Annotated in this window: 21 protein-coding genes and 1 tRNA gene; 19 read left to right on the plus strand and 3 right to left on the minus strand. The window is 53.6% G+C overall.

Annotated features, from left to right (window positions below; translation table 11 throughout):
- The first annotated feature begins 17 nt into the window (after nucleotides 1-17).
- The 3 genes from ACJY2G_RS08900 to ACJY2G_RS08910 are packed head-to-tail and all read left to right on the plus strand — an operon-like array spanning nucleotide 18 to nucleotide 2,730.
- Nucleotides 18-938 (plus strand): ABC transporter permease, encoded by a 921-nt coding sequence (locus tag ACJY2G_RS08900; protein WP_112288813.1) that lies wholly within the window; start codon nucleotides 18-20, stop codon nucleotides 936-938.
- The gene (locus tag ACJY2G_RS08905; RefSeq protein ID WP_430319149.1) at nucleotides 938-1,804 is read left to right on the plus strand and encodes an ABC transporter permease; all 867 of its coding nucleotides are present in this window, start codon (nucleotides 938-940) and stop codon (nucleotides 1,802-1,804) included. Before ACJY2G_RS08900 ends, ACJY2G_RS08905 begins: the two co-directional genes overlap by 1 nt.
- The gene (locus ACJY2G_RS08910) at nucleotides 1,801-2,730 is read left to right on the plus strand and encodes an ROK family protein (RefSeq protein WP_430319150.1); all 930 of its coding nucleotides are present in this window, start codon (nucleotides 1,801-1,803) and stop codon (nucleotides 2,728-2,730) included. The genes ACJY2G_RS08905 and ACJY2G_RS08910 overlap by 4 nt, the downstream gene beginning before the upstream one ends.
- 40 nt (nucleotides 2,731-2,770) lie before the next feature.
- Here ACJY2G_RS08910 and nac read toward each other — a convergent pair whose 3' ends face one another.
- Nucleotides 2,771-3,697 (minus strand): nitrogen assimilation transcriptional regulator NAC, encoded by a 927-nt coding sequence (gene nac / locus ACJY2G_RS08915; RefSeq protein WP_132965945.1) that lies wholly within the window; start codon nucleotides 3,695-3,697, stop codon nucleotides 2,771-2,773.
- A gap of 400 nt (nucleotides 3,698-4,097) precedes the next feature.
- Nucleotides 4,098-4,997 (minus strand): GntR family transcriptional regulator, encoded by a 900-nt coding sequence (locus ACJY2G_RS08920; RefSeq protein ID WP_430319151.1) that lies wholly within the window; start codon nucleotides 4,995-4,997, stop codon nucleotides 4,098-4,100.
- A gap of 192 nt (nucleotides 4,998-5,189) precedes the next feature.
- Here ACJY2G_RS08920 and ACJY2G_RS08925 point away from each other — a divergent pair, with 192 nt between their 5' ends.
- From ACJY2G_RS08925 to vapC, 9 genes are all read left to right on the plus strand, one after another.
- Nucleotides 5,190-6,008: an ABC transporter substrate-binding protein gene (locus tag ACJY2G_RS08925; protein WP_120161372.1), complete on the plus strand. Its 819-nt coding sequence runs from the start codon at nucleotides 5,190-5,192 to the stop codon at nucleotides 6,006-6,008.
- Between the two features lie 46 nt (nucleotides 6,009-6,054).
- Nucleotides 6,055-6,768, plus strand: coding sequence for an amino acid ABC transporter permease (locus ACJY2G_RS08930; protein ID WP_095922431.1), 714 nt, complete (start codon nucleotides 6,055-6,057; stop codon nucleotides 6,766-6,768).
- Between the two features lie 10 nt (nucleotides 6,769-6,778).
- Entirely contained in the window at nucleotides 6,779-7,522 is a 744-nt protein-coding gene (locus ACJY2G_RS08935) for an amino acid ABC transporter ATP-binding protein (RefSeq protein ID WP_120161370.1), read from the plus strand.
- Nucleotides 7,523-7,620: 98 nt separating this feature from the next.
- The gene (locus tag ACJY2G_RS08940; protein ID WP_129639821.1) at nucleotides 7,621-8,784 is read left to right on the plus strand and encodes a M20 family metallopeptidase; all 1,164 of its coding nucleotides are present in this window, start codon (nucleotides 7,621-7,623) and stop codon (nucleotides 8,782-8,784) included.
- Nucleotides 8,785-8,794: 10 nt separating this feature from the next.
- Nucleotides 8,795-9,892 carry a mandelate racemase/muconate lactonizing enzyme family protein gene (locus ACJY2G_RS08945; protein WP_430319152.1) on the plus strand — a complete coding sequence of 366 codons (1,098 nt, stop codon included), beginning with the start codon at nucleotides 8,795-8,797 and terminating at the stop codon, nucleotides 9,890-9,892.
- Nucleotides 9,889-11,073, plus strand: a complete 1,185-nt coding sequence (locus tag ACJY2G_RS08950; RefSeq protein WP_430319153.1) for a M24 family metallopeptidase — start codon at nucleotides 9,889-9,891, stop codon at nucleotides 11,071-11,073. The genes ACJY2G_RS08945 and ACJY2G_RS08950 overlap by 4 nt, the downstream gene beginning before the upstream one ends.
- A gap of 34 nt (nucleotides 11,074-11,107) precedes the next feature.
- On the plus strand, nucleotides 11,108-12,028 hold the full coding sequence (locus tag ACJY2G_RS08955; RefSeq protein WP_430319154.1) for a dihydrodipicolinate synthase family protein: 921 nt from the start codon (nucleotides 11,108-11,110) through the stop codon (nucleotides 12,026-12,028).
- A 204-nt stretch (nucleotides 12,029-12,232) separates the two neighbouring features.
- Entirely contained in the window at nucleotides 12,233-12,466 is a 234-nt protein-coding gene (gene vapB, locus ACJY2G_RS08960) for a type II toxin-antitoxin system VapB family antitoxin (protein WP_112288802.1), read from the plus strand.
- Nucleotides 12,466-12,885 carry a type II toxin-antitoxin system tRNA(fMet)-specific endonuclease VapC gene (vapC, locus tag ACJY2G_RS08965; protein WP_112288801.1) on the plus strand — a complete coding sequence of 140 codons (420 nt, stop codon included), beginning with the start codon at nucleotides 12,466-12,468 and terminating at the stop codon, nucleotides 12,883-12,885. Before vapB ends, vapC begins: the two co-directional genes overlap by 1 nt.
- Here the strand turns inward: vapC and ACJY2G_RS08970 are convergent.
- On the minus strand, nucleotides 12,871-14,073 hold the full coding sequence (locus ACJY2G_RS08970; RefSeq protein ID WP_430319155.1) for a glutamine amidotransferase-related protein: 1,203 nt from the start codon (nucleotides 14,071-14,073) through the stop codon (nucleotides 12,871-12,873). The two genes, vapC and ACJY2G_RS08970, sit on opposite strands and share 15 nt — an antisense overlap.
- A gap of 204 nt (nucleotides 14,074-14,277) precedes the next feature.
- On the opposite strand from ACJY2G_RS08970, the gene ACJY2G_RS08975 reads away from it, so the two are divergent.
- The 7 genes from ACJY2G_RS08975 to ACJY2G_RS09005 all read left to right on the plus strand — a co-directional run bounded on the left by ACJY2G_RS08975 (nucleotide 14,278) and on the right by ACJY2G_RS09005 (nucleotide 24,121).
- Nucleotides 14,278-15,486, plus strand: coding sequence for a pyridoxal phosphate-dependent aminotransferase (locus tag ACJY2G_RS08975; RefSeq protein ID WP_430319156.1), 1,209 nt, complete (start codon nucleotides 14,278-14,280; stop codon nucleotides 15,484-15,486).
- A 160-nt stretch (nucleotides 15,487-15,646) separates the two neighbouring features.
- Nucleotides 15,647-15,722 (plus strand) — tRNA-Asn (locus ACJY2G_RS08980).
- A gap of 135 nt (nucleotides 15,723-15,857) precedes the next feature.
- The gene (locus tag ACJY2G_RS08985) at nucleotides 15,858-16,556 is read left to right on the plus strand and encodes an RluA family pseudouridine synthase (RefSeq protein ID WP_120161353.1); all 699 of its coding nucleotides are present in this window, start codon (nucleotides 15,858-15,860) and stop codon (nucleotides 16,554-16,556) included.
- Between the two features lie 89 nt (nucleotides 16,557-16,645).
- Nucleotides 16,646-19,336, plus strand: a complete 2,691-nt coding sequence (locus tag ACJY2G_RS08990; RefSeq protein WP_439291663.1) for an AAA domain-containing protein — start codon at nucleotides 16,646-16,648, stop codon at nucleotides 19,334-19,336.
- A gap of 233 nt (nucleotides 19,337-19,569) precedes the next feature.
- A complete protein-coding gene (gene shiA / locus ACJY2G_RS08995) occupies nucleotides 19,570-20,889 on the plus strand; it encodes a shikimate transporter (RefSeq protein WP_430319158.1) in 1,320 nt (439 codons plus the stop codon).
- A 119-nt stretch (nucleotides 20,890-21,008) separates the two neighbouring features.
- A complete protein-coding gene (locus tag ACJY2G_RS09000; RefSeq protein WP_430319159.1) occupies nucleotides 21,009-22,457 on the plus strand; it encodes an AMP nucleosidase in 1,449 nt (482 codons plus the stop codon).
- Between the two features lie 233 nt (nucleotides 22,458-22,690).
- Complete coding sequence (locus tag ACJY2G_RS09005) at nucleotides 22,691-24,121, plus strand: EmmdR/YeeO family multidrug/toxin efflux MATE transporter (RefSeq protein ID WP_120161346.1); 1,431 nt, start codon at nucleotides 22,691-22,693, stop codon at nucleotides 24,119-24,121.
- Nucleotides 24,122-24,130: the final 9 nt, after the last annotated feature.

Consider the following 24,130-nt stretch of genomic DNA (forward strand, 5'->3'; position numbering starts at 1 on the left):
CACAGTGGGAAATAGCCATGAAAGCCTATCTTGCCAAAAAACTCATCGCCTTCCCGATCATCCTGATCGGGGTTTCGATGCTGATTTTTGTGTCCATCCGCGCGCTGCCGGGGGATCCGGCACGTCTGATGGCCGGGCCTGAAGCCACGCAGGAAGCCGTTGATGCCATGCGCGTTCGCCTCGGGCTGGATCAGCCGCTGCTGACGCAGTATCTGCATTTTGCCGGTGACGTTCTGCACGGCAATCTCGGCGTCTCGTTGCAGTCGCAGCAGCCGGTGACGCAGGAAATCGGGGAACGCATGCCTTACACGCTGATGCTGGCAGTACTGTCGTATTTTCTGGCAGTGGCGATTGGCGTTCCGGCGGGCATGATAGGCGCGGTGTACCGCAACCGCTGGCCGGATTTTGGCGTGATGTTACTGGCTATCGCCGGTGCTTCGATTGCCAACTTCTGGCTGGGGCTGATGGCGATGAACACCTTCTCGGTCAATCTCGGCTGGCTGCCGTTGCTCGGCGCAACGTCATGGAAAAGCTATATTCTGCCTTCGGTGACGCTGGCCGTTTTGCCGATGGCGGTGATGGCGCGCATGACGCGATCCAGCATGCTGGATGTGCTCTCGGAAGATTATATCCGCACCGCCCGCGCCAAGGGGTTGTCGGCAACGACCGTGTATTGCAGCCATGCTTTTCGTAACGCGCTGATCCCGATTGTCACCATTGTGGCGCTCAATTTCGGCAGTCTGATTGGCGGCGCAGTGGTGACCGAATCTGTCTTTAACTGGCCGGGCATTGGCCGCTTGCTGGTAGATTCCGTGCGTTATCGCGATTATCCGGTGATTCAGGGCGTTGCGCTGGTCGCTGTCTGCGGTGTGGTGGTGATGAATCTGCTCGGTGAATTACTGATCGCTTTCCTGAATCCAAAAATAAGGTTCGATTAATGTCTGCCATTATCACGCAATTACCCCGTCGCAAACCGCGCACGCTGCGGTTTTTCCGCTGGTTGTGGCAACATCCGGCAGTGTCCATCGGCGGCTTTATCGTCAGTCTGATTGTGCTGATGGGAGTGTTCGCACCCTTAATTGCCCGTCACGATCCTTACGCCCAGGATCTGATTGATACCCTGCTTTCCCCCGGTGCCGATCACTGGTTTGGCACTGACGATTACGGGCGCGATATCTTCGCCCGCGTCATTTACGGGGCACGCATTTCCATTATTGAAGTGGTGCTGAGTGTTGGTCTGGCGATGATTATCGGTATTCCGCTGGGCATTATTGCCGGTATGGCCGGTCGTTATACCGACATGATCATCATGTGGTTTATGGATATGCTGTTCGCGTTTCCGGGCATCGTGCTGGCGATTCTGGTGGTCAGTATTCTCGGCGGCGGTCTGGTGAATCTTTTGATCGCCATTTCGCTGTTCGCCATTCCGGTGTACGCACGTCTGAGCCGTAACCTGACGCTCGGTTTAAAGCAGATGGAATATGTCGAAGCGGCGCAGGCGCTGGGTTTGTCTAATTACCGGATCATCGTGCATTACATTTTGCGCAATGCCATCGGGCCGATTATCGTGCAATCGACGCTGACCGCCGGCACGGTCATTCTTGCCGCGGCCAGCCTCTCATTTCTGGGGCTTGGCGTGCAGCCGCCGATGCCGGAATGGGGTACCATGATGAGCGATGGACGCAACTTCCTCGGCATTAATATTTACCTTTCGCTGTTCCCGGGTCTGGCCATTATGCTGATCGTGCTTGGTTTTAACGTACTGGGCGACGGGCTGCGAGATTTACTGGACACACGCTCATGACCTCAGCTGTTTTTTGCGCCGATATCGGCGGTTCATTTATTAAGTTTGGTGTTTCGCGCCATCCCGGCGAAATGGAAGAATGCGGCAAAGTCCCGACACCGGTTTCTTCATGGGACGATTTTGTGCAGGCGATGCACAATCTGATCGAAAAATTTGGCGCAGATTTACCCGCCGGTACACCGCTGGCGATTTCTACAGCCGGACTGGTTTCGCCACAAACCGGCGAAATGCTGGCAACCAATATTCCGGCATTTACCGGACATTCGCTGGCGAAAGATCTCAGCGTTGCGCTCGCCCGCCCGGTAACGGCGGCGAATGACGCGGACTGTTTTGCGCTCGCCGAAGCCCATGCCGGTAACGCGCAACACCAGCCGGTGGTGGTCGCCATTATTCTGGGCACCGGCGTCGGTGGCGGACTGGTGATCAACGGTCAGCTGGTGCGCGGTCACGGCGGCGTCACTGGCGAATGGGGTCACGGCGCCATCACCCGCACTGAGCTGGTGATAAATGGCGAAAACTACGCCATTCCGCGGCTGAAATGTGGTTGCGGTCAGACCGGTTGCCTCGACATGCTGGGTGGCGCTCGCGGAGTGGAACGCTTACATCAGCATTTTCATCATCAAGACTGCACCAGTCTGGAGATCGTGACCGGCTGGCTGAACGGCGATGCCAGCGCGTCTCTCACTGTTAACGCCTGGTTGGAACTGGTCGCCGAACCGCTGGCCTTACTGGTCAATATTCTTGGCCCTTCGCGGATTGTCGCCGGTGGCGGACTGGCTTCTGCCAGTGAACTGATCGCCGCGCTGGATGTGAAAGTACGCAGCGGCGTTCTGCACAACTATCAACAAACGCTGCTGGTGCCGGGGAAATTCCTGACCGACGGTGGCCTGGTCGGCGCATCAGTGATGGGAAGACTGGAAAGTTAAGGAGCTGCCCTCTCCTGCGGGATGAGGGCAACGTCTGATTTCAGCTCGCGACCAGCATCGGTTCCAGAACCGGTGCGGTTTGCTCGAAGACCAGTGACAGCAGAATTTTCTTCACCGCCATCGCTTCCTGCGATAATGCCAGCGTTTCAGAAACACACAGTGAAAGCGGAACCTGAATCGACGGGCTGCTGATGCATGACATCCAGGCTTTCGCCGGACCGGTCATGGCACGGGCAGCAGATTCAGGCAAAATGGTGACGCCCAGACCGCTGGCAACGGCAGCAGTCAGCGTGGCGGCAGATTCAATTTCCCCGATGATATTTGCGCTCAGGCGGCGCAGCGCCATAGCGTCATCCACCAGACGGCGGGTCACGTTGTGCGAGCGCGGCATGAATAAATTCATTTTCGCCACATCACTCAGTTCGACATATTTCCCCGGATTCAGCACCGAGTGTGCCCCGACGAGATACAAATCCTCTTTCATCAGCGGCTGGCTGCTCAGTCCGGCGGCCATACTGGTGCCATAAAATACCGCCATATCCATGCGCCCGTTGAGAACCAAATCACCCAGCGCCGTGCCGAAATTTTCATTCAGATATAACAAAATACCCGGATGCTGTTTACGCACCGCCTGTAACAGCGGCACCGCCAGCTGAGAAGCCGCCGTACCCGGCGCAAGGCCAACCGAAACCTGCCCGTTCAGCGACTGACCGGCATTATTGACCGCGCTGTGGATCTGGTCGCACTGGCGCAAAATCGCCTGCGCATGGGAATAAAGAATATTACCGGCTTCGGTAGGAGTGACGCCGCGCTTGGTGCGAATCAGCAATTGTTGCTGCAATTCTCCTTCCAGTGTCGCCAGTTGCTGGCTCAGTGCCGGTTGGGCGATATGCAGAACATCAGCAGCCTGCGTCAGACTGCCGATATCGACGATTTTCACAAAGTACTTCAGACGTCTGAGATTCATCTCTGTCTCCATCTTGCGCGAATGGGGTAAACCCGGGCGGTCGTTAATGATGCGAATAATAAGCCGGACTAATAAAAGCAAGATTTACGCCAATCTCCGGCGCGCAGGTAAAAAACGCCCGTTCAGAAAGCTAATACCGCAAAATATAAGAGAAAACGATTACGCACGATGAGCAGAAAGCTGGCGACGATGAAAAAAAAGAAGGGAATGAAATGCGCTGCAAAGGAAGGATGCACCAATATCATGCATTCTTATAGGTCATCCTTATAAATTAGCAGGGTTAATAACAGAGGCAGCCACCGCAAGGGCCGCAATCTGACACGCGGCCCTGAATACCAAAATCCATCACTTTTTGCTCTGGTTAACGTATTGCGAAAATAATCAATTTTTCATCAATGAGTTACCCAACTTTACTGACTTTATTGAGCACCATCTGATAAGCCGATTGCAGGTGACTGCGCATCATTTCCGCCGCCGCCTCCATTCGTCCTTCCAACACGGCGTCGATGATAGCGACATGCTCCTCGCACCATTCGCGCACCCGTTGTTTATTGGTGTAACTGCCAAACTCAAGCAAACGACGCAGCCTGTTTTGCTGCTGGATCGCCTGTAAAACAAAAATGTTGCCGCTGAATTCCGCCAGCATCTCGTGGAAAGTCGCATCCGTTTCGAAAATCTGACGGCCATCCACAGCCAGAATATCCGGATGCGTTATCAGATAAATATGCTGCATCCGCAGGCGGCGCAGCGCGCTTTTATCGGCATGAAAACCCGCCGCCAGCATCGCACCCGGCTCAATCATCAGCCGGAAACCGTAACCGTTACTCAGCGCCACATCGGTATTGAGCGTCGGTAAAAACGACCAGCCATGCCCCTTATTGCGGGCGATCAGGCCGTCCTCGGCCAGCCGCAACAACGTGCGCGCCAGCACCCCGCGGTCGGCGTCATAGCGCTGAGCGATTTCAGTTTGCATCAGGGAATCCGGCAACTTTCCGGCGATGCGATCTTTCACCAGCTGCTCGTATAAATCCTGATCGCTGCTGGCGGGGATATCGATGCTGATGCGCTGGAGTTCATCGAAGGCTTTCAGCAGGAAAAAACCCTGATTACGCCGCGCTTCGATAATCCCTAATTCACACAGCAATTTCAGGGCGGTACGCACCGGCGTGCGGGAAACGCCGAGCATATCGGCCAGCTGTTGCTCCCTGAGATGGTGACCTGGCTCAAATTTTGCTTCACGTATCAGGTCAAGGATTTGGTTTGCCAGACGCCTTCCGCTGGCTGTCGTAGTTTGGGTCATGGAATAGCAGCACCTGAAAGTATTTATTGTTTAGGTTTGTACAATATCACAAGCCTTGAGGAGGGTGAAGCCTGGTGATAAAGCCCCCAAATCGTGCAATTAACGCACCAAAAAAGAGCCTTGACTCACAAGCTTAATTGTATTTAATGAGACACAAAGAGGAATCTTGCTCATGGGAAACAGGAGTCTGTCATGTCAAAAAAATCTTTTTTGCGCCGATATGCCGCCGTCTCTCTGGCCGCTATTTGCCTGAGTGCCCCGCTGTTCAGCCAGGCCGCCGCGCCTGCTCTGGTCAGCAAAGGTCAGCTGACGTACGGCACCGCCGCCACGTTCATGCCATTTGAATTTACCAAAGACGGCAAGCTGACCGGATTCGATATCGACCTGATCACCGCCATGTCTGAAAAACTGGCGCTGAAACCGGCGCCGATGTCGATGGAATTCAAAGGGCTGATCCCGGCATTGCAGGGCAAACGTCTCGATATCATTAACTCCGCAATGTACATCAACCCGACCCGTTCTGAGCAGGTCGATTTCGTGCCATACCTGAAAATCGGCAGCCGCGTGATTGTGGCAAAAGGAAATCCGGAAAAAATCACCGGCCGTGATTTGTCCCTGTGCGGCAAAAACATTGCCGTGACGCTGGGCGGTATCGAAGAAAGCCAGGCGCGTGCGGATAACCAGAAATGTCTCGATGCCAAAAAACCGGCACTGACTGTGCTGACCTTCCCGGCAGCGACCGATTCCGCCGTTGCGGTCGCCCAAAAACGTGCCGATGCGGAATTCCTGTCAACACCGGGCGCGGTAGCGCTGCTGAGCGAAAAAGGTGACACCTTCGAAGCCGTCGGTGCTGAATTTGAAGCTGACACGCACATCGGTTTTGCCGTGCGTAAAGGCGATACCGAAATGAAATCGCTGCTGGAAAAAGGCCTTCAGGATGTCGTGAAAGACGGCACGTATCAGAAAATCATCAGCAAATGGCAGTTCCCGGCTTCAGTGTCCATTTTCTGAAACCGCGAAGTTAAGAAAAGATTTGCCCTGACGTTGAGGAAAGTTCATGTCACTTGATCTTGTTTGGCAATACCTGTTCTCACCGGCGTTCTTTCAGGGTGCATTAATGACCTTGTTGTTAACGGTGTGCTCGTTGTTCTTCGGCATTATTGCCGGGCTGGTGCTGGCCCTGCTGCAGGAATCCCGCTTCCGGGCGGGTTCCGTTCTGGCTTTCTTTTATCTGTGGTTGTTTCGCGGCACACCGGTGCTGTTCCAGATTATTTTCGTTTACAACGTTCTGCCGACCTTTGGCCTGCGATTCTCCGCTTTTACCTGCGCGGTGATGGCGCTGTCCTTAAATGAGGGCGCCTATATGGCCGAAATTCTGCGATCCGGTTTGCAGGCCGTACGCAGCGGTCAGCGTACCGCCGGGATGGCGCTTGGTATGACCCAAAGCCAGATCATGCGCAAGATAGTTTTGCCACAGGCCGCGCGGATTGTGCTGCCGCCGATGGGCAATCAGATGATCAGCATGCTCAAATCCAGCGCACTGGTGTCAGTGATTGCGGTACAGGAACTTCTGCTTATCGCCAACCAGACCGCCAGCGCAAGCTTCCGTTATTTCGAAGCCTTGTGCGCCGCCGGGATTTACTACCTGGTGCTGACGTCGATCTTTATGGTCGGACAGGCATGGCTGGAACGCTCTCTTGATCCGAAAAAGCGTAAGAAACCCGCGCTGTCCTTGACCGAACGCCTGCTGCGCAGCAGCACGCCAAACTGAGGAGAAGCCCGTGAATAAATCCAAACCGGTTCTGGAAATCATCGGCGTCGATAAACATTTTGGCGCACAACATGTTCTGAAAAACTGCTCCCTGAATGTGGCTCAGGGCGAAACCGTGGTGCTGATCGGCCCGTCCGGCTCAGGCAAATCCACCTTACTGCGTTGCATTAATTTGCTGGAACCGATTCAGGGCGGCGCAATCTTCTTTCGTAATCAGGACATCACCCACGCCAGCATGGAGCCACACAAACTGCGTCAGGACATCGGCATGGTGTTTCAGAACTACGAGCTGTTTTCGCATCTGACTGCCGCAGAAAACATCATGCTGGCCCCCATGACCGTGCTGGGCATCAGCCGCAGTGAAGCTGAAGCGCAGGCACTGGAACTGCTTGGCAAAGTGCGTATTCCCGACAAGGCGGATTCGTTCCCTGATGAGCTTTCCGGTGGACAGCAGCAGCGCGTTGCCATTGCCCGCGCGCTGGCGATGAAACCAAAACTGATGCTGTTTGATGAACCGACTTCAGCCCTGGATCCGGAGATGATCCGCGAAGTGCTCGACGTGATGGCCGATCTCAGCGCCGAAGGCATGACCAGCATTGTGGTCACGCACGAAATGGGCTTTGCGAAACGCGCAGCCAATCAGATCGTCTTTATGGAAAACGGCGAAATTATCGAAAACGCGACCGGCGAAAAATTCTTCGGCGGCGACGTCAGCCTGCGGGCGCAACGTTTCTTAGATCAAATCTTACATTAATCACTTTTAGCACCACTGAATCACACACTGCGCTCTCACCAGGGGCCTGACTTTTGCCACAAAACTGTATTTCAAATACTGTATTTCAGGAGACACCGATGAGCCTTTCATCGCCCGATATCAGCAGAATGAAACGTGACCTTGCCGCACTGGTCGCGATCAATACTGAAAATCCGCCGGGACGCGAACGCGAAGCCGCTGAACTTATCAGCGCCATGCTGAGCGAAATCGGCTTCGACATGACACTCAGCGAATATGCGCCGGGACGCACCAACGTGATTGGCCGCCTCGAAAATGGCGCTGGCCCGTGCTTTGCTTTTAATACCCACATCGACGTGGTGCCCGCCGGTGAAGGCTGGCAGCAGGATCCGTTTACCCTCACCGAACGCGACGGCCGGTTATATGGTCGCGGTGCCTGCGACGCCAAAGGGCCGCTGATCGCCATGATCGAAGCCATGCGCTGGCTGGCGGCCAACCGCAACGACTGGAGCGGCACGCTGATGGCGATTTTTGTCGCCGACGAAGAAGTCGCCAGCGAAGGTGCGAAGTTTTACGTGCGCGAAGCCCCGGCACATATCGACTTCGTGGTGATCGGCGAACCAACCTCTAACACCACGTATTCGGCACATAAAGGCAGTTTGCGCCCGCTGGTCCGCGTTCACGGCGTCACCGCTCACTCCGGCACACCGGAACTGGGCGAGAACGCTATTTTCCGCGCCGCACAACTGCTCGGTCTGGTGAAAGAAACCCACCAGCACACCGTGCGCTGCCGCTGTCATCCGCTGGTCGGTAATGCCAGCCTGACGGTCACCCGCATTAACGGCGGTCATGCCGATAACGTGCTGCCGGGTGCCTGCGAATTACTGCTCGATCGTCGCATGGTGCCTGGCGAAGACGAAGACACAGTGAAACAGGAGATTCAGGATTTACTGCAACTCGCCCATGACAAATTCGGTGTACGCAGCGAAATCATTACCTTCAAACCGACCACCGGCGGTGCAACCGAAACCGACTCCGGCGATCCGATTGTGCTGGCCGGCGTTGAAGCTTGCGCGGCACAAGGCAATCAGGAACCGGGTCCGTTCGGTTTTCAGGGCGGTTGCGATCTGGTGCATTTTCGCAGCCTGGGAACCAAAGGCATCATCATCGGCCCCGGTTCGCTGGCGGTCGCGCACAAACCTGATGAGTTTATCCCGATCGACGAATTCATCGCAGGCAGCAAAATTTACTGCGATGTCGCGCTGAAAATGCTCAAACGCTGAGGAGGAGCCGGTGAAAGCTACGTTATATCGCACCGACCTGCGGTATCCGCATCTGCAACTTTACACCGCCTCTTCGGGCTGTGTGCCAGGGCTGGACACCTTGTATCTGCTGCTGGAAGACAAAAACGTCAACGGGCTGGGCGAAGTGCGTATCAATATCGCTTATCTCAATGGTTGCAACGCCGAAAGGGTGTTGAGTGATGTGATCCGTGCGTTGCAGCAACTGGATCTCAGCCAGCCTGCCAGCACGCTTTTGCTCAACCTGCCGCAACGGATGGCAGATTCTCTGGCACCGACACGCATGCTGCTGGATATCGCATTGCATGATCTGATTGCCCGTCAGGAAGGTATCAGCGTGGCAGAACTTGCCGGGGCAGAAAACAGCCAAACGGTGAGTTATCACACCAACCAGACGCTGTTCTGGACGCCGATGGAACAGATGCTGGAACAGGCCACAGCCTATGTGGAGCGCGGTTTTACTCAGCTGAAACTGCGCGTCGGTGTGGCGTCATTTGCTGAGGACGAAGCACGCCTTAGCGCCCTGCGCCGCCGTTTCGGACACGAGATCAGTTTGTCCGCCGATGCCAACGGACAATGGCAACCGGAAGAAGCCCGCAGTCATTTACTGTCGCTGGCGAAATTTGAAATGAGTTATCTCGAACAGCCGGTTTCTGACGCCAATGCGCACTATTACCCGGCGCTCGCCGAAGTCAGTCCGCTGCCGCTGATGCTTGATGAAAGCATGAGCAGCGAGGCGGATTTAGGACGTATTGTGCAGCTCAAAGGCAAGGTCATGGCGCATCTCAAGCTGGTCAAAATGGGAGGGATTGCGCCGACAATAGCGGCCGCACGACGCCTGACCGCGGCGGGTGTGCCGTTTATGATCGGCCAGATGAATGAAGGCGGTGCCGCTACCGCCGCCGCGCTGCACGTCGCCCGCGCCAGTCAGCCGGCTTATGCAGAACTTTACGGTGCCGACGGGCTGGGCAACGACCCGGTTCACGGCCTTTCCTATCATCAGGGTTTACTCAGCAGCCAGCCGGGCGCGGGGCTTGGCATCCGCTTTACCCCTTCTCAGGCAGAATTTATTCAGGAGTTTGAACAATGACAGCAACATCATTGCCCGACCTGGGCCGCGTCGTGCCAGGCGCAGAATCCGCCTTTCGTGAAGCAGAATATGCGCAGCGCATGGCGAAAGCGCGTCAGCTGCTGGTCAAAGCCGGTCTGGACGTCATGGTCATCACCGGTCCGGAAAATATCTTTTATCTGACCGGCCAGCAAACGCCGGGCTACTACACCTTCCAGACGCTGGTGTTGCCGGTAGAAGGCGATCCGGTTTTTGTCATCCGTCAGCTGGAGTATTTCAACTTTATCTCCAACACCTTTATCCGCGACGCCGCGATTTATACCGATGGCGATAATCCGGTGAATTTCCTGCTCGATGTGCTGAAAGCGCGCGGCTGGATGAAAAGCCGGATCGGTATCGACAAACGCGGCTGGTTCCTGCCCGTGGCGGTATACGAAGCGTTGCAGGCTGAAATCGGCACTATTCACGACGCAGCCGGCGTTATCGAACAACTGCGGGCTGTGAAATCTGCCGCCGAACTGGAAAAAATGGCCCACGCAGCGCGTTACGTTGATGCCGGTATGCTGGCAGGTCGCGCGGCGATTGCCGCCGGTGCCACTGAAAACGATCTGGTTTCCGCCATGATGGGCGCCGCCATTGCCGCCGGATCCGAATACATGGGCATGGAACCGCTGGTTTCCAGCGGTCCGCGCACCGGCGTACCGCACGGCACCTGGCGACGTCGCAAAATTCTCGATGGCGACCCGATTTTCCTGGAAATGGCCGCCACGCATGACCGTTACCACGCTGCCCTGATGCGCTCCGCCTGGCTTGGCAAACCACCCGCCGTAGCGCTGGAAATGGAAAAAGTGTGTCAGGAAGCGCTGCAGGCTGCACTGGATGCCATTCGTCCGGGCGCCACCTGCGAAGCACCGCATCTGGCGTGTCAGGCCGTCATTGACCGCGCCGGTTACACCGACAACTTCAAAAAACGCACCGGTTATTCTATTGGGATCTCATTTGCACCTGACTGGGGCGAAGGCGCGATCCTCAGCCTTTACAGCGGCATCACGACTGAATTACAGCCGGGCATGACCTTCCACATTCCACCGGCACTGCGCATTTACGGCGAATTCACCGTCGGTGTCAGTGAAACCATTGTGGTGACCGAAACCGGCTACCGCGCCCTCGGCACGGTGGAGCGTCCGCTGACCTTACTTTGATTTAGCGTTTAACAAGATGATGGGAAGTGAATAAATGAAAGACATCAGTGAAAGCCAGGCGCGCCTGAAAGGTATTTTTAATATTACCGTCACGCCTTTTACCGCCAGCGGCGAGTTTGATTTCGCGGGGCTGTCGCGCAATATCGAGCGCGTCATCAGCCTCGGTTATGACGGCATTTTGATTGGCGGCACCTACGGCGAATTCCCGGCAATGACCGCAGATGAGCGCACCACGCTGTTTCGTTATGTCATGGAAGTGGTCGGTAACCGCGTACCGGTAATGTTATGCAGCGCCGGCTCCGATGCCCGCGTCGTGCGCGATTTAACCCAACTGGCGGGTGATCTGGGCGGGCTCCCAATGGTGACACCGCCGTTTGTTTCGGAAGTGACGGAAGCACAAATCATCAGTTTTTTCAAACAGATGGCGCCGCTATCACGCACCGGTATTCTGGTGTACAACGCGCCGGGCATCGGCATTACGTTACCGCCTGTGGTGCTGGAGCAACTGGCCGATATCGAAGGCGTTGTGGGCATTAAACAAGGTGACCTGAACCCGACGGCCATTGACCAGATTGCCAACCGGCTGGGCGGACGTCTGCGCCTGTTCTGCGCTTCTGACCTGGCATTTTTAGGTCCGATGATGTGTGGTTTTGATGGCATCAGCACCACTAACAGCGGCGCATTGCCGGAAATCATTCTGGCGACATATCGTGCGCTGGAAAATGGCGATGCGAACACCGCGCGCGAACTGCACCGCCTTTGGTATCCGTACCGCGCCCTCGCCCGCCGCTATGGTCAGCCGCAACTGGTGAAAGCGGCCATGAACCTGCGCGGCTTCGACGGTCACCATGTGCGCGCACCACTGATTGATCTGGAGCCTGACGTTATCGGGCTGGTGGAGCAGGAACTCCAGCGTCTGGCTGCGGATCCGCGTTCCGGCGTCACCCTGAAGTAATCCGCTTTGCTAAAACTCCCGTCTGAGCAGGCGGGAATTTCCTCTCGTTACATCCGCTTTTCCGGGACATCCCGCAAATTCAGCAATGACATTTTTAATGTCCTTGCCATCGCCTTTCGACGTATATACCTTTGCACTATATTTTTCAGGCGAGTATTATTTGAGCAGATTTCCGGCTTAAACAACTTACTGAGGAATAACGACATGCCCAAAGGCACCGTATTTTTAAATAACAGGACTCAAAGCGTACGTATTCCGGCAGAGTGCCGTTTTCCAGACGAGGTAAAAATCGTGACGATAAGAAAAGTAGGGAGTTCACTGGTTTTAACGCCAGTGGATAACACATGGGATAATTTTTTCCACAGCGAACTGCGCGTGACGGATGATTTTATGGAAGAACGCGCCTCACAAGATCAGTCTGAGCGGGATACATTTTAATGCTGACCTATCTGCTGGACACCAATATTGTCATTTATATACTCAAACGCAGGCCGATGAGCGTGCTGGCGAAATTCAACCAGCACGCCGATCAACTGGCGATCTCAATGATCACTTATGCTGAACTACTGCATGGCATTGCGAAAAGCACCAGTCCGACCAAAAACAAACTGGCGGTAGAGGAATTCGTTTCTCATTTACGTATCGTGGACTATGACCAGAAAGCTGCCGCGCATTACGGACATATCCGTGCCTGCCTCGAAAAATGCGGCAGCCTGATTGGGGTGAACGATATTCATATTGCCGCACAGGCACGCAGCGCGGGTATGGTGATGGTGACCAATAATATGAATGAGTTCACCCGCGTTGACGGGCTCCTGACTGAGAACTGGGTGGGTCCTTCCTTAACTGCGCTTTGAACCCGCCGCTTTTAAAAACGCGGTCAGCAGCGGATGCGGTTTCACACGCAGTGACGACAACTCCGGATGCCCTTGTACTCCGAGATAAAACGGGTGATGAGTGAACTCAATACCATCAGCAATTTTTCCCGTAGCGTCAGTCCCGCTGATATGCAGCCCGAACTTCTCCAGATCGGGCTTCAGTTCGGGTTCAAGATGAAAGCGGTGGTTATAGCGCACGGTAAATTCATCGCCGAGGATGTCATTTAATCTGCTGCCAGGACGGCAATGCATCTGATAATCCCCAAGACGATGTACCGGAAATGTCGGCGTATCCGTCAGCGGGATAAAGGTTTTAATTTCGGCATTAGCATCGGCTTCGGCAAGATTGGCTTTCGTGGAACCAAGCATTTTCTGCACGATGGCCGTGGTCATGGTTTGCATACCCAGACAAAGCCCGAGAATGGGAATATTACGGTTCAGCGCGTAATGCGCCGCGCAAATTTGTCCGGTCACATTACACATCGCTGAGCCTCCGGGCAGCAATATACCATCGACATTTTCCATCACTTCATGCAGGTGATCTTCCAGCGCCTGCGGTGCTGCGTACACCATGTCCAGTGATAACGACAGCGCATCTGCCGCGTCCCCCAGAGCAGCCAGAGTGGCAGGGTAAATACTGCATTGATCCGACTGGGATCCGACCAGCGCAATGCGCAATGACGGGCCGGTGTGCGGTGGCATGTTCTGATTGATCCAGCGCCCGTAGCGGTCTCGCCACCAGCATCCTGACGCGTCATCTGTCTGACCATGACGCCTGAATACAAACCCCTGATTGGCGCGCTCAACCGTAACCAGTTCGTAATCCAGCGCGTTATCCCGCACCTGTCTGGCGATTTGCGTGAACTGAATAATTTGCATCGGCCCCAGCGGAACCACTACATCCTGCGTACCGTAAGTATTGAGCAGGTCTTCCAGCTCCATAACCTTTCCGGCGCTTTGCGGATTCATTCGCTCAGTCCACAGCAAACCGCTGGTCATCAGCTGTCCTTCGCCGATGACATGCTGACAGGCATCCGGATAACGGGCGATATCCCAGCTCACCGGCAGATGAGCTAGCGGTAAATGTTTTTGTGCTGCCAGTATTGCCGCCATCGCCCCGTACAGCGATGGCTCAGGTGTGTCATGTGCAACAAAAATAAAAGACATAAGACAACCTTGAAATATAAAAGGAAAGTGACGGCATTCCGCAGACTCCGGAGTCAGCCAAACGAGTTGCCGTGCCATTTCCGCCGGTAAAATGCTGCTCAGCACGAAGAAATTATGAGCAAAGCAAAAAGAAGAATGGTAAGTTTAAATTGGTTTTAATGATTCACATAATACAATTTTGTTATTACTCAAACAGGGGAAACAATGTCTGCTGAATTTCTTGCACCTCGTTTACGTCGTGTGCGCCCTTCGCCGACAGCGGCGATTTCCGACCAGGTGCGCGCATTGATTGCGTCTGGCTTTGATGTTATCAACCTCGGCGAGGGCGAACTCGATTTCGATACTCCCGCACATATCAGGCAGGCAGGCATCGATGCGATTGTACAAGGTGACACAAAATACACCGCGGTGGCCGGTACCGCCGCGCTGAAACAAGCCATCATTACTAAGTTTAATCGCGAAAATGGGATCAGCTACCGTGCGGACGAAGTGATTGCAGGTAGCGGAGCCAAGCAACTGATCTTCAATGCACTTCTGGCCACGGTTTCTGCCGGTGATCAGGTCCTGATTCCTGCGCCCTATTGGGTTTCTTATCCGGACATGGTGGCGCTGGCGGAAGGCGAGCCGAAGATAGTAACTTGCCTTGAAAGCCATGGCTGGAAGTTACAGCCGGAAGATCTGGCGGCCGCGATTACCCCGCAAACCCGCTGGGTTATCCTCAACTCTCCGAATAACCCAACCGGCGCGGTGTATTCTGCGAAAGAATTAAAGGCGCTGGCTGCCGTTGTGCTGGAACATCCACAGTTGCTTGTCATGGCGGATGATATTTATGAGCAAATTTGTTTTACCTCCGGCGAATTCGCCACGCTGGCGCAGGTTGAACCGCGCCTGAAGGATCGTATCCTCACGGTCAACGGTGTTTCAAAGGGCTATTCAATGACCGGCTGGCGACTGGGTTATGCCGGAGGCCCGGCCTGGCTGATTTCAGCGATGCAAATCTTGCAGTCCCAAAGCACGTCAAATCCATGCTCAATCTCACAGGCTGCGACCGTTGTCGCACTGGAACACGGCAGCAAATTCATCACGGAGTGGATTGAAATACTGTCACGCCGCCGCACCCTGATCATGAACTGCATCAACGCCATTGACGGCCTGAGTGCAGAGGTGCCGCCAGGAGCATTTTACGTTTTCGCTAATTGCCAGAAAATGCTAGATAAAACAACGCCTTCGGGTGAGTCCCTCAATACAGATGAAGATTTTGCGACTTATCTGCTGAAATTTGCCCACGTGGCAACGCTTCAGGGTTCAGCTTTCGGCGTACCAGGTTATTTACGCATCGCTTATGCCATTGATGACAAGCGTTTACAGGAAGCCTGTGAGCGGATCACCCGTGCCTGCGGCGAATTGCGCTAACCGGGCAAAGGCTGACAGAGTGCAGAAACAGGCCTTTCGGGTTCCTTTTTGACTCTATTGTCAACAACTTGACCAAAGTATCAGCAAACGAACGCATTTATAGAGTTTCCCCTTTGACATGCCACGGGGCAGTCGCTATTATTCGCCCCGTTCCAACGATTCCTCTGTAGTTCAGTCGGTAGAACGGCGGACTGTTAATCCGTATGTCACTGGTTCGAGTCCAGTCAGAGGAGCCATATTAGAAACGCCTGCTTAAGGAAACTTAAGCGGGCGTTTTGCTTTGGGGTGTTTCACTCTTCATCTGCCCGACAGGTCGCCACCTGCTTTAAAATTCGTTATCATCCGCCCCCACTCCTCCGCCGGTTAGTCTGATGTCTGCGATTATTGATACCTTTATTGCCCCGCCGTGCCATGAAACGATTGAGATCCTCTTTCAGGACGAGCATCTGGTGCTTATCAATAAACCCTCCGGACTACTTAGCCTCTCGGGGAAAAATCCGCAAAATCTGGATTCTGTTCATCACCGGCTGGTCAGGCTATTCCCCGGTTGCACCCTGATCCATCGTCTGGATTTCGGCACTTCTGGTCTGATGGTGCTCGCCCGTAATAAAGCAATAAATGCTGCCCTCTGCCAGCAGTTCAGCCAGCGCGCCGTGACTAAAATCTACAGCGCACTGCTCTGCGGGCATTTGCAAGATGATGAAGGGGTGATAGACGCACCGATTGCCAAAGACCCGGCGCTGTTCCCGCTGATGTCGATTTGTGCAGTCAACGGTAAGCCTGCCCGCTCCGGCTATCAGGTGGTTGAGCGCTTTTATCATGAGCTGGAGGACGGAACGTCGCTGCCGTTAACAAGGGTTCAGCTGATGCCGGAAACCGGGCGCACTCACCAGCTTCGCATCCACTGCCAGCAGATGGGTCATCCTATTTTGGGCTGTGACCTGTATGGCGGCCGCCTGCTGCCCGGCACAGAACAGACTCCGCGGCTGATGCTGCACGCCAGCGAACTGCACTTTGTACACCCTGTCAGCCTGGAGCGGATAGAAGCCCGCAATGCCAGCCCGTTCTGAATGAGAATACTCCCCTCTGAAAATTGCTGACTTCACCCCTATCTCATTGGGGTGTATAGTATTTTCTCGCAAAACTCAGGGAGAGAGAAATGGTAACGGTCATAGTGGATGGGGAAGATAAAACAGCAAAAATAGTCGACTGGACACTTTTTTATTCAGATAAATACGACTGCATTCAGCTCACCTGCCATTTCCCTTCTGGAAAAAAATATACACGCCCGCTAAGTGCCTCTCACATTGAACCGACTGTCGATGCAAGTGGTAAAATATTGGTAAAACGGGGACAGCCAAATGCGCAGCGTATCGTGAGTGCGCAAATCATTGGCAATAAATATGCGCTGATTACCTACGCTGATTCAGCACATCCCTGGATTTATAAATGTGCAGATGTTGAACTACTCAACGAGTCCCCATTGAAACAAGGTAACGTCTTCAAATACTTGCGTGACGTGGCCGAACAACGTTCGCGACAGGCCAGCTCCGGCAAAGAAAATATCCCGCAAAACACTGTCAGGCAATTAGATAAAATCATCGCCCATCCTGATACCGTGCTGGAGTCTTATTGCTGTGGTGAAAATGCGCCACGTCGTGCCCCTGAAAACCTCATTTATCCTTTTGGGCTGAACGAAAGCCAGATGCAGGCTGTTGAAAAAGCGTTTAGTTCACAAATATCGGTTATTGAAGGGCCGCCGGGGACAGGAAAAACCCAAACTATTCTTAATATCCTGGCGAATATTTTGCTGCAAAATGGGCGCGTGGCTATTGTCTCGAATAACAATACTGCAGTAGCAAATGTGTATGAAAAGCTCGCTAAAGTGGAGCTGGACTATGTGGTGGCAAAGCTCGGCAGTACAGAGAAGCGCGAGCAATTTTTCGATGCACAGCCTTCCAGACCAGCAGCTCAGACCGATCCTGCTCCAGAAAAAGCCGTTCTCACAGAACAAACATTGCGTCTTAAAAAACATTTAAGTATGCAAAATGAAGTGGCAAAACTGCGCGCCGAGATTGATGAATTAAACATCGAAGAGAATTACCTGAACCGCTGGCTTCAGACTCAGGGGTTCGGTGTTCTGCCAGATATAAAACGCTACCGGCTAAAACCAGGGAAGATTACCGACCTGATGGCGTTTCTTCGCTCCCTGCCGCAAGGTAAGCCCGGCTGGCGCAACCGTCTCTCCCTGCTGTTCAAATTTGGCATTTTCAAAACCAACGTACTGAAGTCTGCCGCGAACCGGCAAACCCTCTTTTTTGCTCTTCAGCATCACTATTATTCAACACGTTTACAGCTGTCTCGTGCAGACCTGGCCGAAAAAGAGGAAATCATTAAGGCTAATAATGTCGAAGCGTTGCTAAAAAGTGTTACATCCGATTCGATGTCTTTTTTAAAGCAGCATCTCGACCAATCTATTGGTGAAAACGCTGACTTTACAATGAGAAACTACCGCAACCAATTCACCGATTTTCTCCAACGCTATCCCATTATTGGCAGCAGCACGCACTCCGTCATCAATTCCCTGGCTCCCGGAACGTTACTTGATTACATAATCATCGATGAAGCATCTCAGCAAGATATCATTCCCGGCATTCTTGCCTTTGCCTGTGCCCGAAATGTGATTGTTGTTGGGGATCGAAAACAGCTTCCGCACGTCCCGGAAGAGACAGATATCCTTGCCCCTGCACCTCATTATGATTGTGGTAGTCAGAGCTTGCTTGACTCACTTTTCGGACTCTATGGCGATAATTTGCCCGTGACATTGCTAAAAGAACATTACCGATGCCACCCCAAGATTATTCATTTCTGTAATAAGCAATTTTATGACAATCAGCTTGTGGTGATGACAAGAGACAAAGGTGAAGCGGCACTCTCTTTGATCGTGACCGCCAGAGGTAATCATGAACGGCATAACAGCAATCTGCGTGAAGTGGAGTCCTTCCTGTCAATGGAGAGTGCTGACGCGGCTAACCGCGGTTTTATTGCGCCTTATAACGCACAAGTCTCACTGTCTGAGCGCCTCCTGCCCGCTGAATTTATTACCTCGACAGTACATAAGTTTCAGGGACGTGAATGCGAACAGATTGTTTTTTCGACCGTAATTGACAAGAAGGCTGATACCAGATCACTCGATTTTGTTGATGATCCGCATTTAATTAATGTCGCTGTCTCACGGGCGCAAAAGCATTTCACCTTAGTCACCGGTGAGAATGTCTTTGCGGGCAATAATAAGCATATCGCTGCGCTCGTGCGTTATATGACCTACTACGCCGATGAACCCAATATTCATCACAGCCCGGTCGTGAGCGCCTTTGATTTACTTTATCAAGAGTACGACCATTCTTTAGAAAATTTAAATACCAGACTTAACCCGGAGGATTCAACTTATCGCTCTGAGCAAATCGCCATGAGACTCATTAAAGATATACTTAAGCACGAGACTTACCGCGCGATTATTGTCCACAAGCAGATCCTGCTGAGGCAACTGGTCACAAATTTCGATGACCGTTTTGACCCACGCCAAAAAGAATTTATGGCACAAGGTGCAAGCTGTGATTTCGTTTTTTATTTCCGTGTTGGAAAACAGCCTTTCGCAGTCATTGAAGTGGATGGTCATTATCACGAAACGCCTGAACAAAGTGAACGTGATGCCTTAAAAGCAACGATTCTGGATAAGAGCGGCATCACTTTGCTGAGACTCAGAACTGTCGACAGCCAGATTGAGGCAAAAATTGCCGCGTTTATCCTGGCAAGCATGCAGGAAAATAGCGTACAGCTGGCAGGTTAATACGTCCGGTTGGTCCGGGCGATTTCGCCCCACGCCAACCTTGCGTAAATTACCGCTCCCCGCATTAAATTACCCTTCACTTTGCAAAAGCGTTTTTAACCTGACGGTTGAGGCTGTAGTCTCAGTAGCGGTTTTATTTAGCTGTGCGCCAGATGAAACCCGCTTAACTGTTTTAATAAACAAAAACGCTAATAACTAAAAGTTTAGAAATCTGAGGAACAGACAGGACAATTATGGACTCCATGCTCACCGCCCCCCGCCCCGATGAGGAGATAATTTCGCATAATCGTGCCCGCCGTGCTGCCTGGGGCAGCTTCGTTGGCGCAGTCGTAGACTGGTTCGATTTTCTGCTGTACGGCATCACCGCAGCGCTGGTGTTTAACAGCGAGTTCTTCCCGCAAATCGACCCGGCAATGGGCACGCTCGCCGCATTTGCTACTTTCGGCGTCGGCTTTCTCTTTCGCCCGCTCGGCGGCATTGTCTTCGGCCATTTCGGTGATCGTCTGGGCCGCAAACGGATGCTGATGATGACCGTCTGGATCATGGGCATCGCCACCGCCTGCATCGGTATTCTCCCCTCTTTTGCAACGATTGGCTGGTGGGCTCCGGCGCTGCTGGTCACGCTGCGCGCTATTCAGGGGTTTGCCGTCGGGGGTGAATGGGGCGGCGCAGCGTTACTGGCCGTCGAAAGTGCGCCTGCCGGGAAAAAAGCTTTCTACAGCAGCGGTATTCAGATGGGGTATGGCGTCGGCCTGTTACTCGCAACCGGTCTGGTGTCTTTGATAAGCAGCCTGACAACGGATGCGCAGTTCATGAGCTGGGGCTGGCGTTTGCCGTTCCTGTTCAGTGTTGTGCTGGTACTCGGCGCGCTGTGGGTACGTAACGGTATGGAAGAGTCGGTCGAGTTTGAACGCGCTCAGGAAGAGCAGCCAAAAGAAGCAAAAAAACGCTTACCGGTATTCGAAGCACTGTTTCGCCATCCCGGCGCATTTCTGAAAATCATCCTCCTGCGCCTGTGTGAATTGCTGACGATGTACATTGTCACCGCGTTCGCACTTAACTATTCGACGCACAACCTTGGGATGACGCGTGAACTGTTTCTGAATATCGGACTGCTGGTCGGCGGTATTAGTTGCCTGACAATTCCTCTGTTTGCCTGGCTTGCAGACCGTTTCGGGCGTCGCCGCATTTACATTACCGGCGCACTCGTTGGCGCACTGAGCGCCTTCCCGTTCTTTATGGCACTGGAAGCCCGCTCCATTATCGGCGTAGTGATCTTCTCGTTGCTGCTGGCAAATATCGCCCACGATATGGTGGTCTGCGTCCAGCAACCGATGTTCACGGAAATGTTCGGCGCAGGTTACCGCTACAGCGGTGCGGGTGTGGGTTATCAGGTCGCCAGCGTGGTGGGCGGTGGATTTACGCCGTTTATTGCCGCTGCGTTGCTGAATTTCTCCGGAGGAGAATGGCATTCTGTCGCCATCTATCTGATGGCCGGTTGTGTGCTCTCGGCCCTCACGGCGATGTTTATGAAAACGTCTCAGCCGCACTGAACCGCCACCTGTTAAAAAAGCATCATCCGGAACAGTTGCGCGAATAAAACATTGGCGGCACCGCGCAGACAAGCCATATTTAAAGTGAATGATGACGAACGAAGCACAAAGGAAAACGTATGGATAACAAGTCCCTCACCGCTTCACAGGCGATTGAGAAGCTCGAAGAGATGTATAACAGGTCTGTGGCCGCATTGCGGGTGGCGATTAAAGACTTCATCGTTGAGGGGACACTGCCTGACATCAGTGCGCGTGCCGCCGGGCTGTTTGTTTACCCGGAATTACGTGTCACCTGGGACGGCGTAACGCCCGCTAAAAACCCGACCCGCGCCTATGGTCGTTTTTCCCATCCCGGCCGTTATGCCAACACCATCACGCACCCTGAATTGTTCCGTCACTATCTGCTCGAGCAGCTGTCCCTGCTGGAAGAAGAATATGAAGCGGTAATTGAAGTCGTCCCTTCCCAGCAGGAAATCCCATATTCCTACGTGATTGACGGCTCAGATCTGATGCTTGACCGCTCAATGAGCGCGGGTCTGGCGAAGCATTTCCCGACCACTGAACTCTCGCAAATTGGCGATGAAACCGCAGATGGTCTCAGCTATCCCGGCGATATCTTCCCGCTGTCGCATTTTAATGCCCTGCGGGCGGACTTCTCGCTGGCGCGCCTGCGTCATTACACCGGCACACTGATCGAACACTTCCAGCCGTATGTACTTTTCACCAACTACACCCGCTACGTGGATGAATTCGTCAGCTGGGCGTGCGCGCAGATTGCCGATCCTGAAAGTCCTTACGAGGCGCTGGCCTGCGCGGGCAGTGTGTTCATTACCGCAGAGACGCAGAATCCGGAACAGGCAGTGTCTGATCTGGCCTGGAAAAAGCATCAGATGCCTGCCTATCACCTGATTGCCCGCGACGGCTCAGGTATTACGCTGGTTAATATCGGCGTGGGCCCGGCGAACGCCAAAACCATTTGCGATCACCTTGCCGTCTTACGGCCACACGTGTGGCTGATGATTGGTCACTGCGGCGGATTACGTGAAACGCAGTCGATTGGGGATTATGTTCTGGCACACGCTTATCTGCGTGACGATCACGTTCTGGATGCCGTTCTGCCGCCAGATATTCCTATCCCAAGCATCGCTGAAGTACAGCGCGCACTTTACGACGCAACGAAAAAAATGAGCGGAATGCCGGGTGAGGAAGTGAAGCAACGGCTGCGCACCGGTACGGTTGTGACCACCGATGACCGTAACTGGGAATTACGTTACGCCGCGTCGGCACTGCGCTTTAATCTCAGCCGTGCCGTGGCTGTCGATATGGAAAGTGCGACAATTGCCGCGCAAGGTTACCGTTTCCGAGTGCCTTACGGCACGTTGCTGTGCGTATCGGATAAGCCATTGCACGGTGAAATCAAACTGCCGGGCCAGGCGAACAAATTCTACGAAGGCGCCATTTCAGAACATCTGCAAATTGGCATCTGCGCTATCGACCTGCTGCGCGCCGAAGGCGATCATCTGCATTCACGCAAATTGCGCACGTTTAATGAGCCGCCTTTCCGCTGATAACCACCCTAAAGTCCCCTGAATAGTTCGGGTTGCAGGCAGGCGGCAAGTTTGATAATCCCGATGAGCTGACATTAAGTCAGTGATTCGGGTTGTTAACCGCAGCCAGCGCATCTGCGGCACGAAATATGACGGGGAATTAAGGATTTCCTTAAAAAGACTTTGCATATTACGGAGTCTTTTACCATCATAAATTAAAACGCTGTTCTACTTTCTTCCACACTGGAACTCTCTTGCAAAACGTCATCGTCTCTTTGCGCAAAGCCATCGAGCGCACGCCCTGGTATCCGAAACGGCGTTCTTACCGCACGTTGTTCTGGCGCGAAATAACGCCCCTCGCTGTCCCGATCTTTTTTGAGAATGCCTGCGTACTGCTGATGGGCGTACTGAGTACTTTTCTGGTCAGCTGGCTGGGTAAGGAAGCGATGGCGGGCGTTGGCCTGGCCGACAGTTTTAACATGGTGGTGATTTCGTTCTTCGCGGCGGTCGATCTGGGGACGACCGTTGTCGTTGCCTTCAGCCTGGGAAAACTCGACCATGAACGCGCCCGCGCTGCTGCCCGTCAGTCGCTGGCCATCATGACCGTTTTCGCGGTGCTTCTGGCGATACTTTTGCAATTTTCCGGGCATGTGATTATCGACATGATCGCCGGAAATGCGGAGCCGGAAGTCAAAGAGCTGGCGCTGTCTTATCTGCAAATGAGTAGCTGGAGTTATCCGGCTGCGGCCATCGCGCTGATAGGTTCCGGTGCGCTGCGGGGTGCGGGCAACACCAAAATCCCGATGTTACTGAATGGCGGGATGAACATCCTCAATCTGGTGATCAGCAGCGTGCTGATTTACGGCTGTTTTGGCTGGCACGGTCTGGGCTTTATTGGTGCCGGTCTGGGGCTGACTATCGCCCGTTATATCGGTGCGATTGCGGTCATTGTTGTGCTGATGGTCGGTTTCAACCCTTCGCTGAAAATCTCCCTGAAAAGCTATTTCCTGCCACTGAATACCAATATTTTGCGTGAAGTGCTGGGCATCGGTATCCCGGCCAGTATTGAATCCGTGCTGTTTAACGGTGGTAAATTACTGACACAGGTTTTTGTGGCGGGCATGGGCACCAATGTCATTGCAGGTAACTTTATTGCCTTCTCGATTGCCGCACTGATCAACCTGCCGGGGAATGCGCTGGGGTCAGCTTCTACCATCATCGTTGGTACGCGCCTGGGTAAAGGGCAAATTGCCCAATCCGAGCGCCAGTTGCGCCACATTTTCTGGTTATCCACTTTCGGGCTTTGCGTGCTGGCGTTCCTTTCCGTGCCGTTTGCCGGTTTGCTGGCGCGGTTTTACACCAATGAACAAGACGTTATCGACGTCGTAAAAATCCTCATCTGGCTCAACGCCGCCTTTATGCCTTTCTGGGCCGCTTCCTGGGTATTACCTGCAGGACTAAAAGGCGCACGCGACGCACGTTTTACCATGTACGTATCGATGCTCGGCATGTGGGGTTGTCGTATTGTGGTGGGCTATTTCCTCGGTATTGTTCTTGGCTTTGGCGTGGTCGGTATCTGGCTGGGGATGTTCCTCGACTGGATCGTGCGCGGGATATTCTTTTACTGGCGCATGGCGAGCGGTCGCTGGCTGTGGAAATACCCGAAAACGAAAAGAACCGAATAGTTTTGACTG

Source organism: Rahnella sp. ATs2 (genome assembly GCF_051851855.1).
GTDB lineage: Bacteria > Pseudomonadota > Gammaproteobacteria > Enterobacterales > Enterobacteriaceae > Rahnella > Rahnella variigena.

Bases quoted from the DNA above. Each gene is read 5' to 3' on its own strand.
- ACJY2G_RS08920 (WP_430319151.1), bottom strand. From the start codon at position 4,997: ATGACCCAAACTACGACAGCCAGCGGAAGGCGTCTGGCAAACCAAATC.
- ACJY2G_RS08905 (WP_430319149.1), top strand. From the start codon at position 938: ATGTCTGCCATTATCACGCAATTACCCCGTCGCAAACCGCGCACGCTG.
- vapB (WP_112288802.1), top strand. From the start codon at position 12,233: ATGCCCAAAGGCACCGTATTTTTAAATAACAGGACTCAAAGCGTACGT.
- ACJY2G_RS08925 (WP_120161372.1), top strand. From the start codon at position 5,190: ATGTCAAAAAAATCTTTTTTGCGCCGATATGCCGCCGTCTCTCTGGCC.
- ACJY2G_RS08990 (WP_439291663.1), top strand. From the start codon at position 16,646: ATGGTAACGGTCATAGTGGATGGGGAAGATAAAACAGCAAAAATAGTC.
- nac (WP_132965945.1), bottom strand. From the start codon at position 3,697: ATGAATCTCAGACGTCTGAAGTACTTTGTGAAAATCGTCGATATCGGC.
- ACJY2G_RS08930 (WP_095922431.1), top strand. From the start codon at position 6,055: ATGTCACTTGATCTTGTTTGGCAATACCTGTTCTCACCGGCGTTCTTT.
- ACJY2G_RS08955 (WP_430319154.1), top strand. From the start codon at position 11,108: ATGAAAGACATCAGTGAAAGCCAGGCGCGCCTGAAAGGTATTTTTAAT.
- ACJY2G_RS08975 (WP_430319156.1), top strand. From the start codon at position 14,278: ATGTCTGCTGAATTTCTTGCACCTCGTTTACGTCGTGTGCGCCCTTCG.
- ACJY2G_RS09000 (WP_430319159.1), top strand. From the start codon at position 21,009: ATGGATAACAAGTCCCTCACCGCTTCACAGGCGATTGAGAAGCTCGAA.
- vapC (WP_112288801.1), top strand. From the start codon at position 12,466: ATGCTGACCTATCTGCTGGACACCAATATTGTCATTTATATACTCAAA.
- ACJY2G_RS08910 (WP_430319150.1), top strand. From the start codon at position 1,801: ATGACCTCAGCTGTTTTTTGCGCCGATATCGGCGGTTCATTTATTAAG.
- shiA (WP_430319158.1), top strand. From the start codon at position 19,570: ATGGACTCCATGCTCACCGCCCCCCGCCCCGATGAGGAGATAATTTCG.
- ACJY2G_RS08985 (WP_120161353.1), top strand. From the start codon at position 15,858: ATGTCTGCGATTATTGATACCTTTATTGCCCCGCCGTGCCATGAAACG.
- ACJY2G_RS08970 (WP_430319155.1), bottom strand. From the start codon at position 14,073: ATGTCTTTTATTTTTGTTGCACATGACACACCTGAGCCATCGCTGTAC.
- ACJY2G_RS08940 (WP_129639821.1), top strand. From the start codon at position 7,621: ATGAGCCTTTCATCGCCCGATATCAGCAGAATGAAACGTGACCTTGCC.
- ACJY2G_RS08900 (WP_112288813.1), top strand. From the start codon at position 18: ATGAAAGCCTATCTTGCCAAAAAACTCATCGCCTTCCCGATCATCCTG.
- ACJY2G_RS08950 (WP_430319153.1), top strand. From the start codon at position 9,889: ATGACAGCAACATCATTGCCCGACCTGGGCCGCGTCGTGCCAGGCGCA.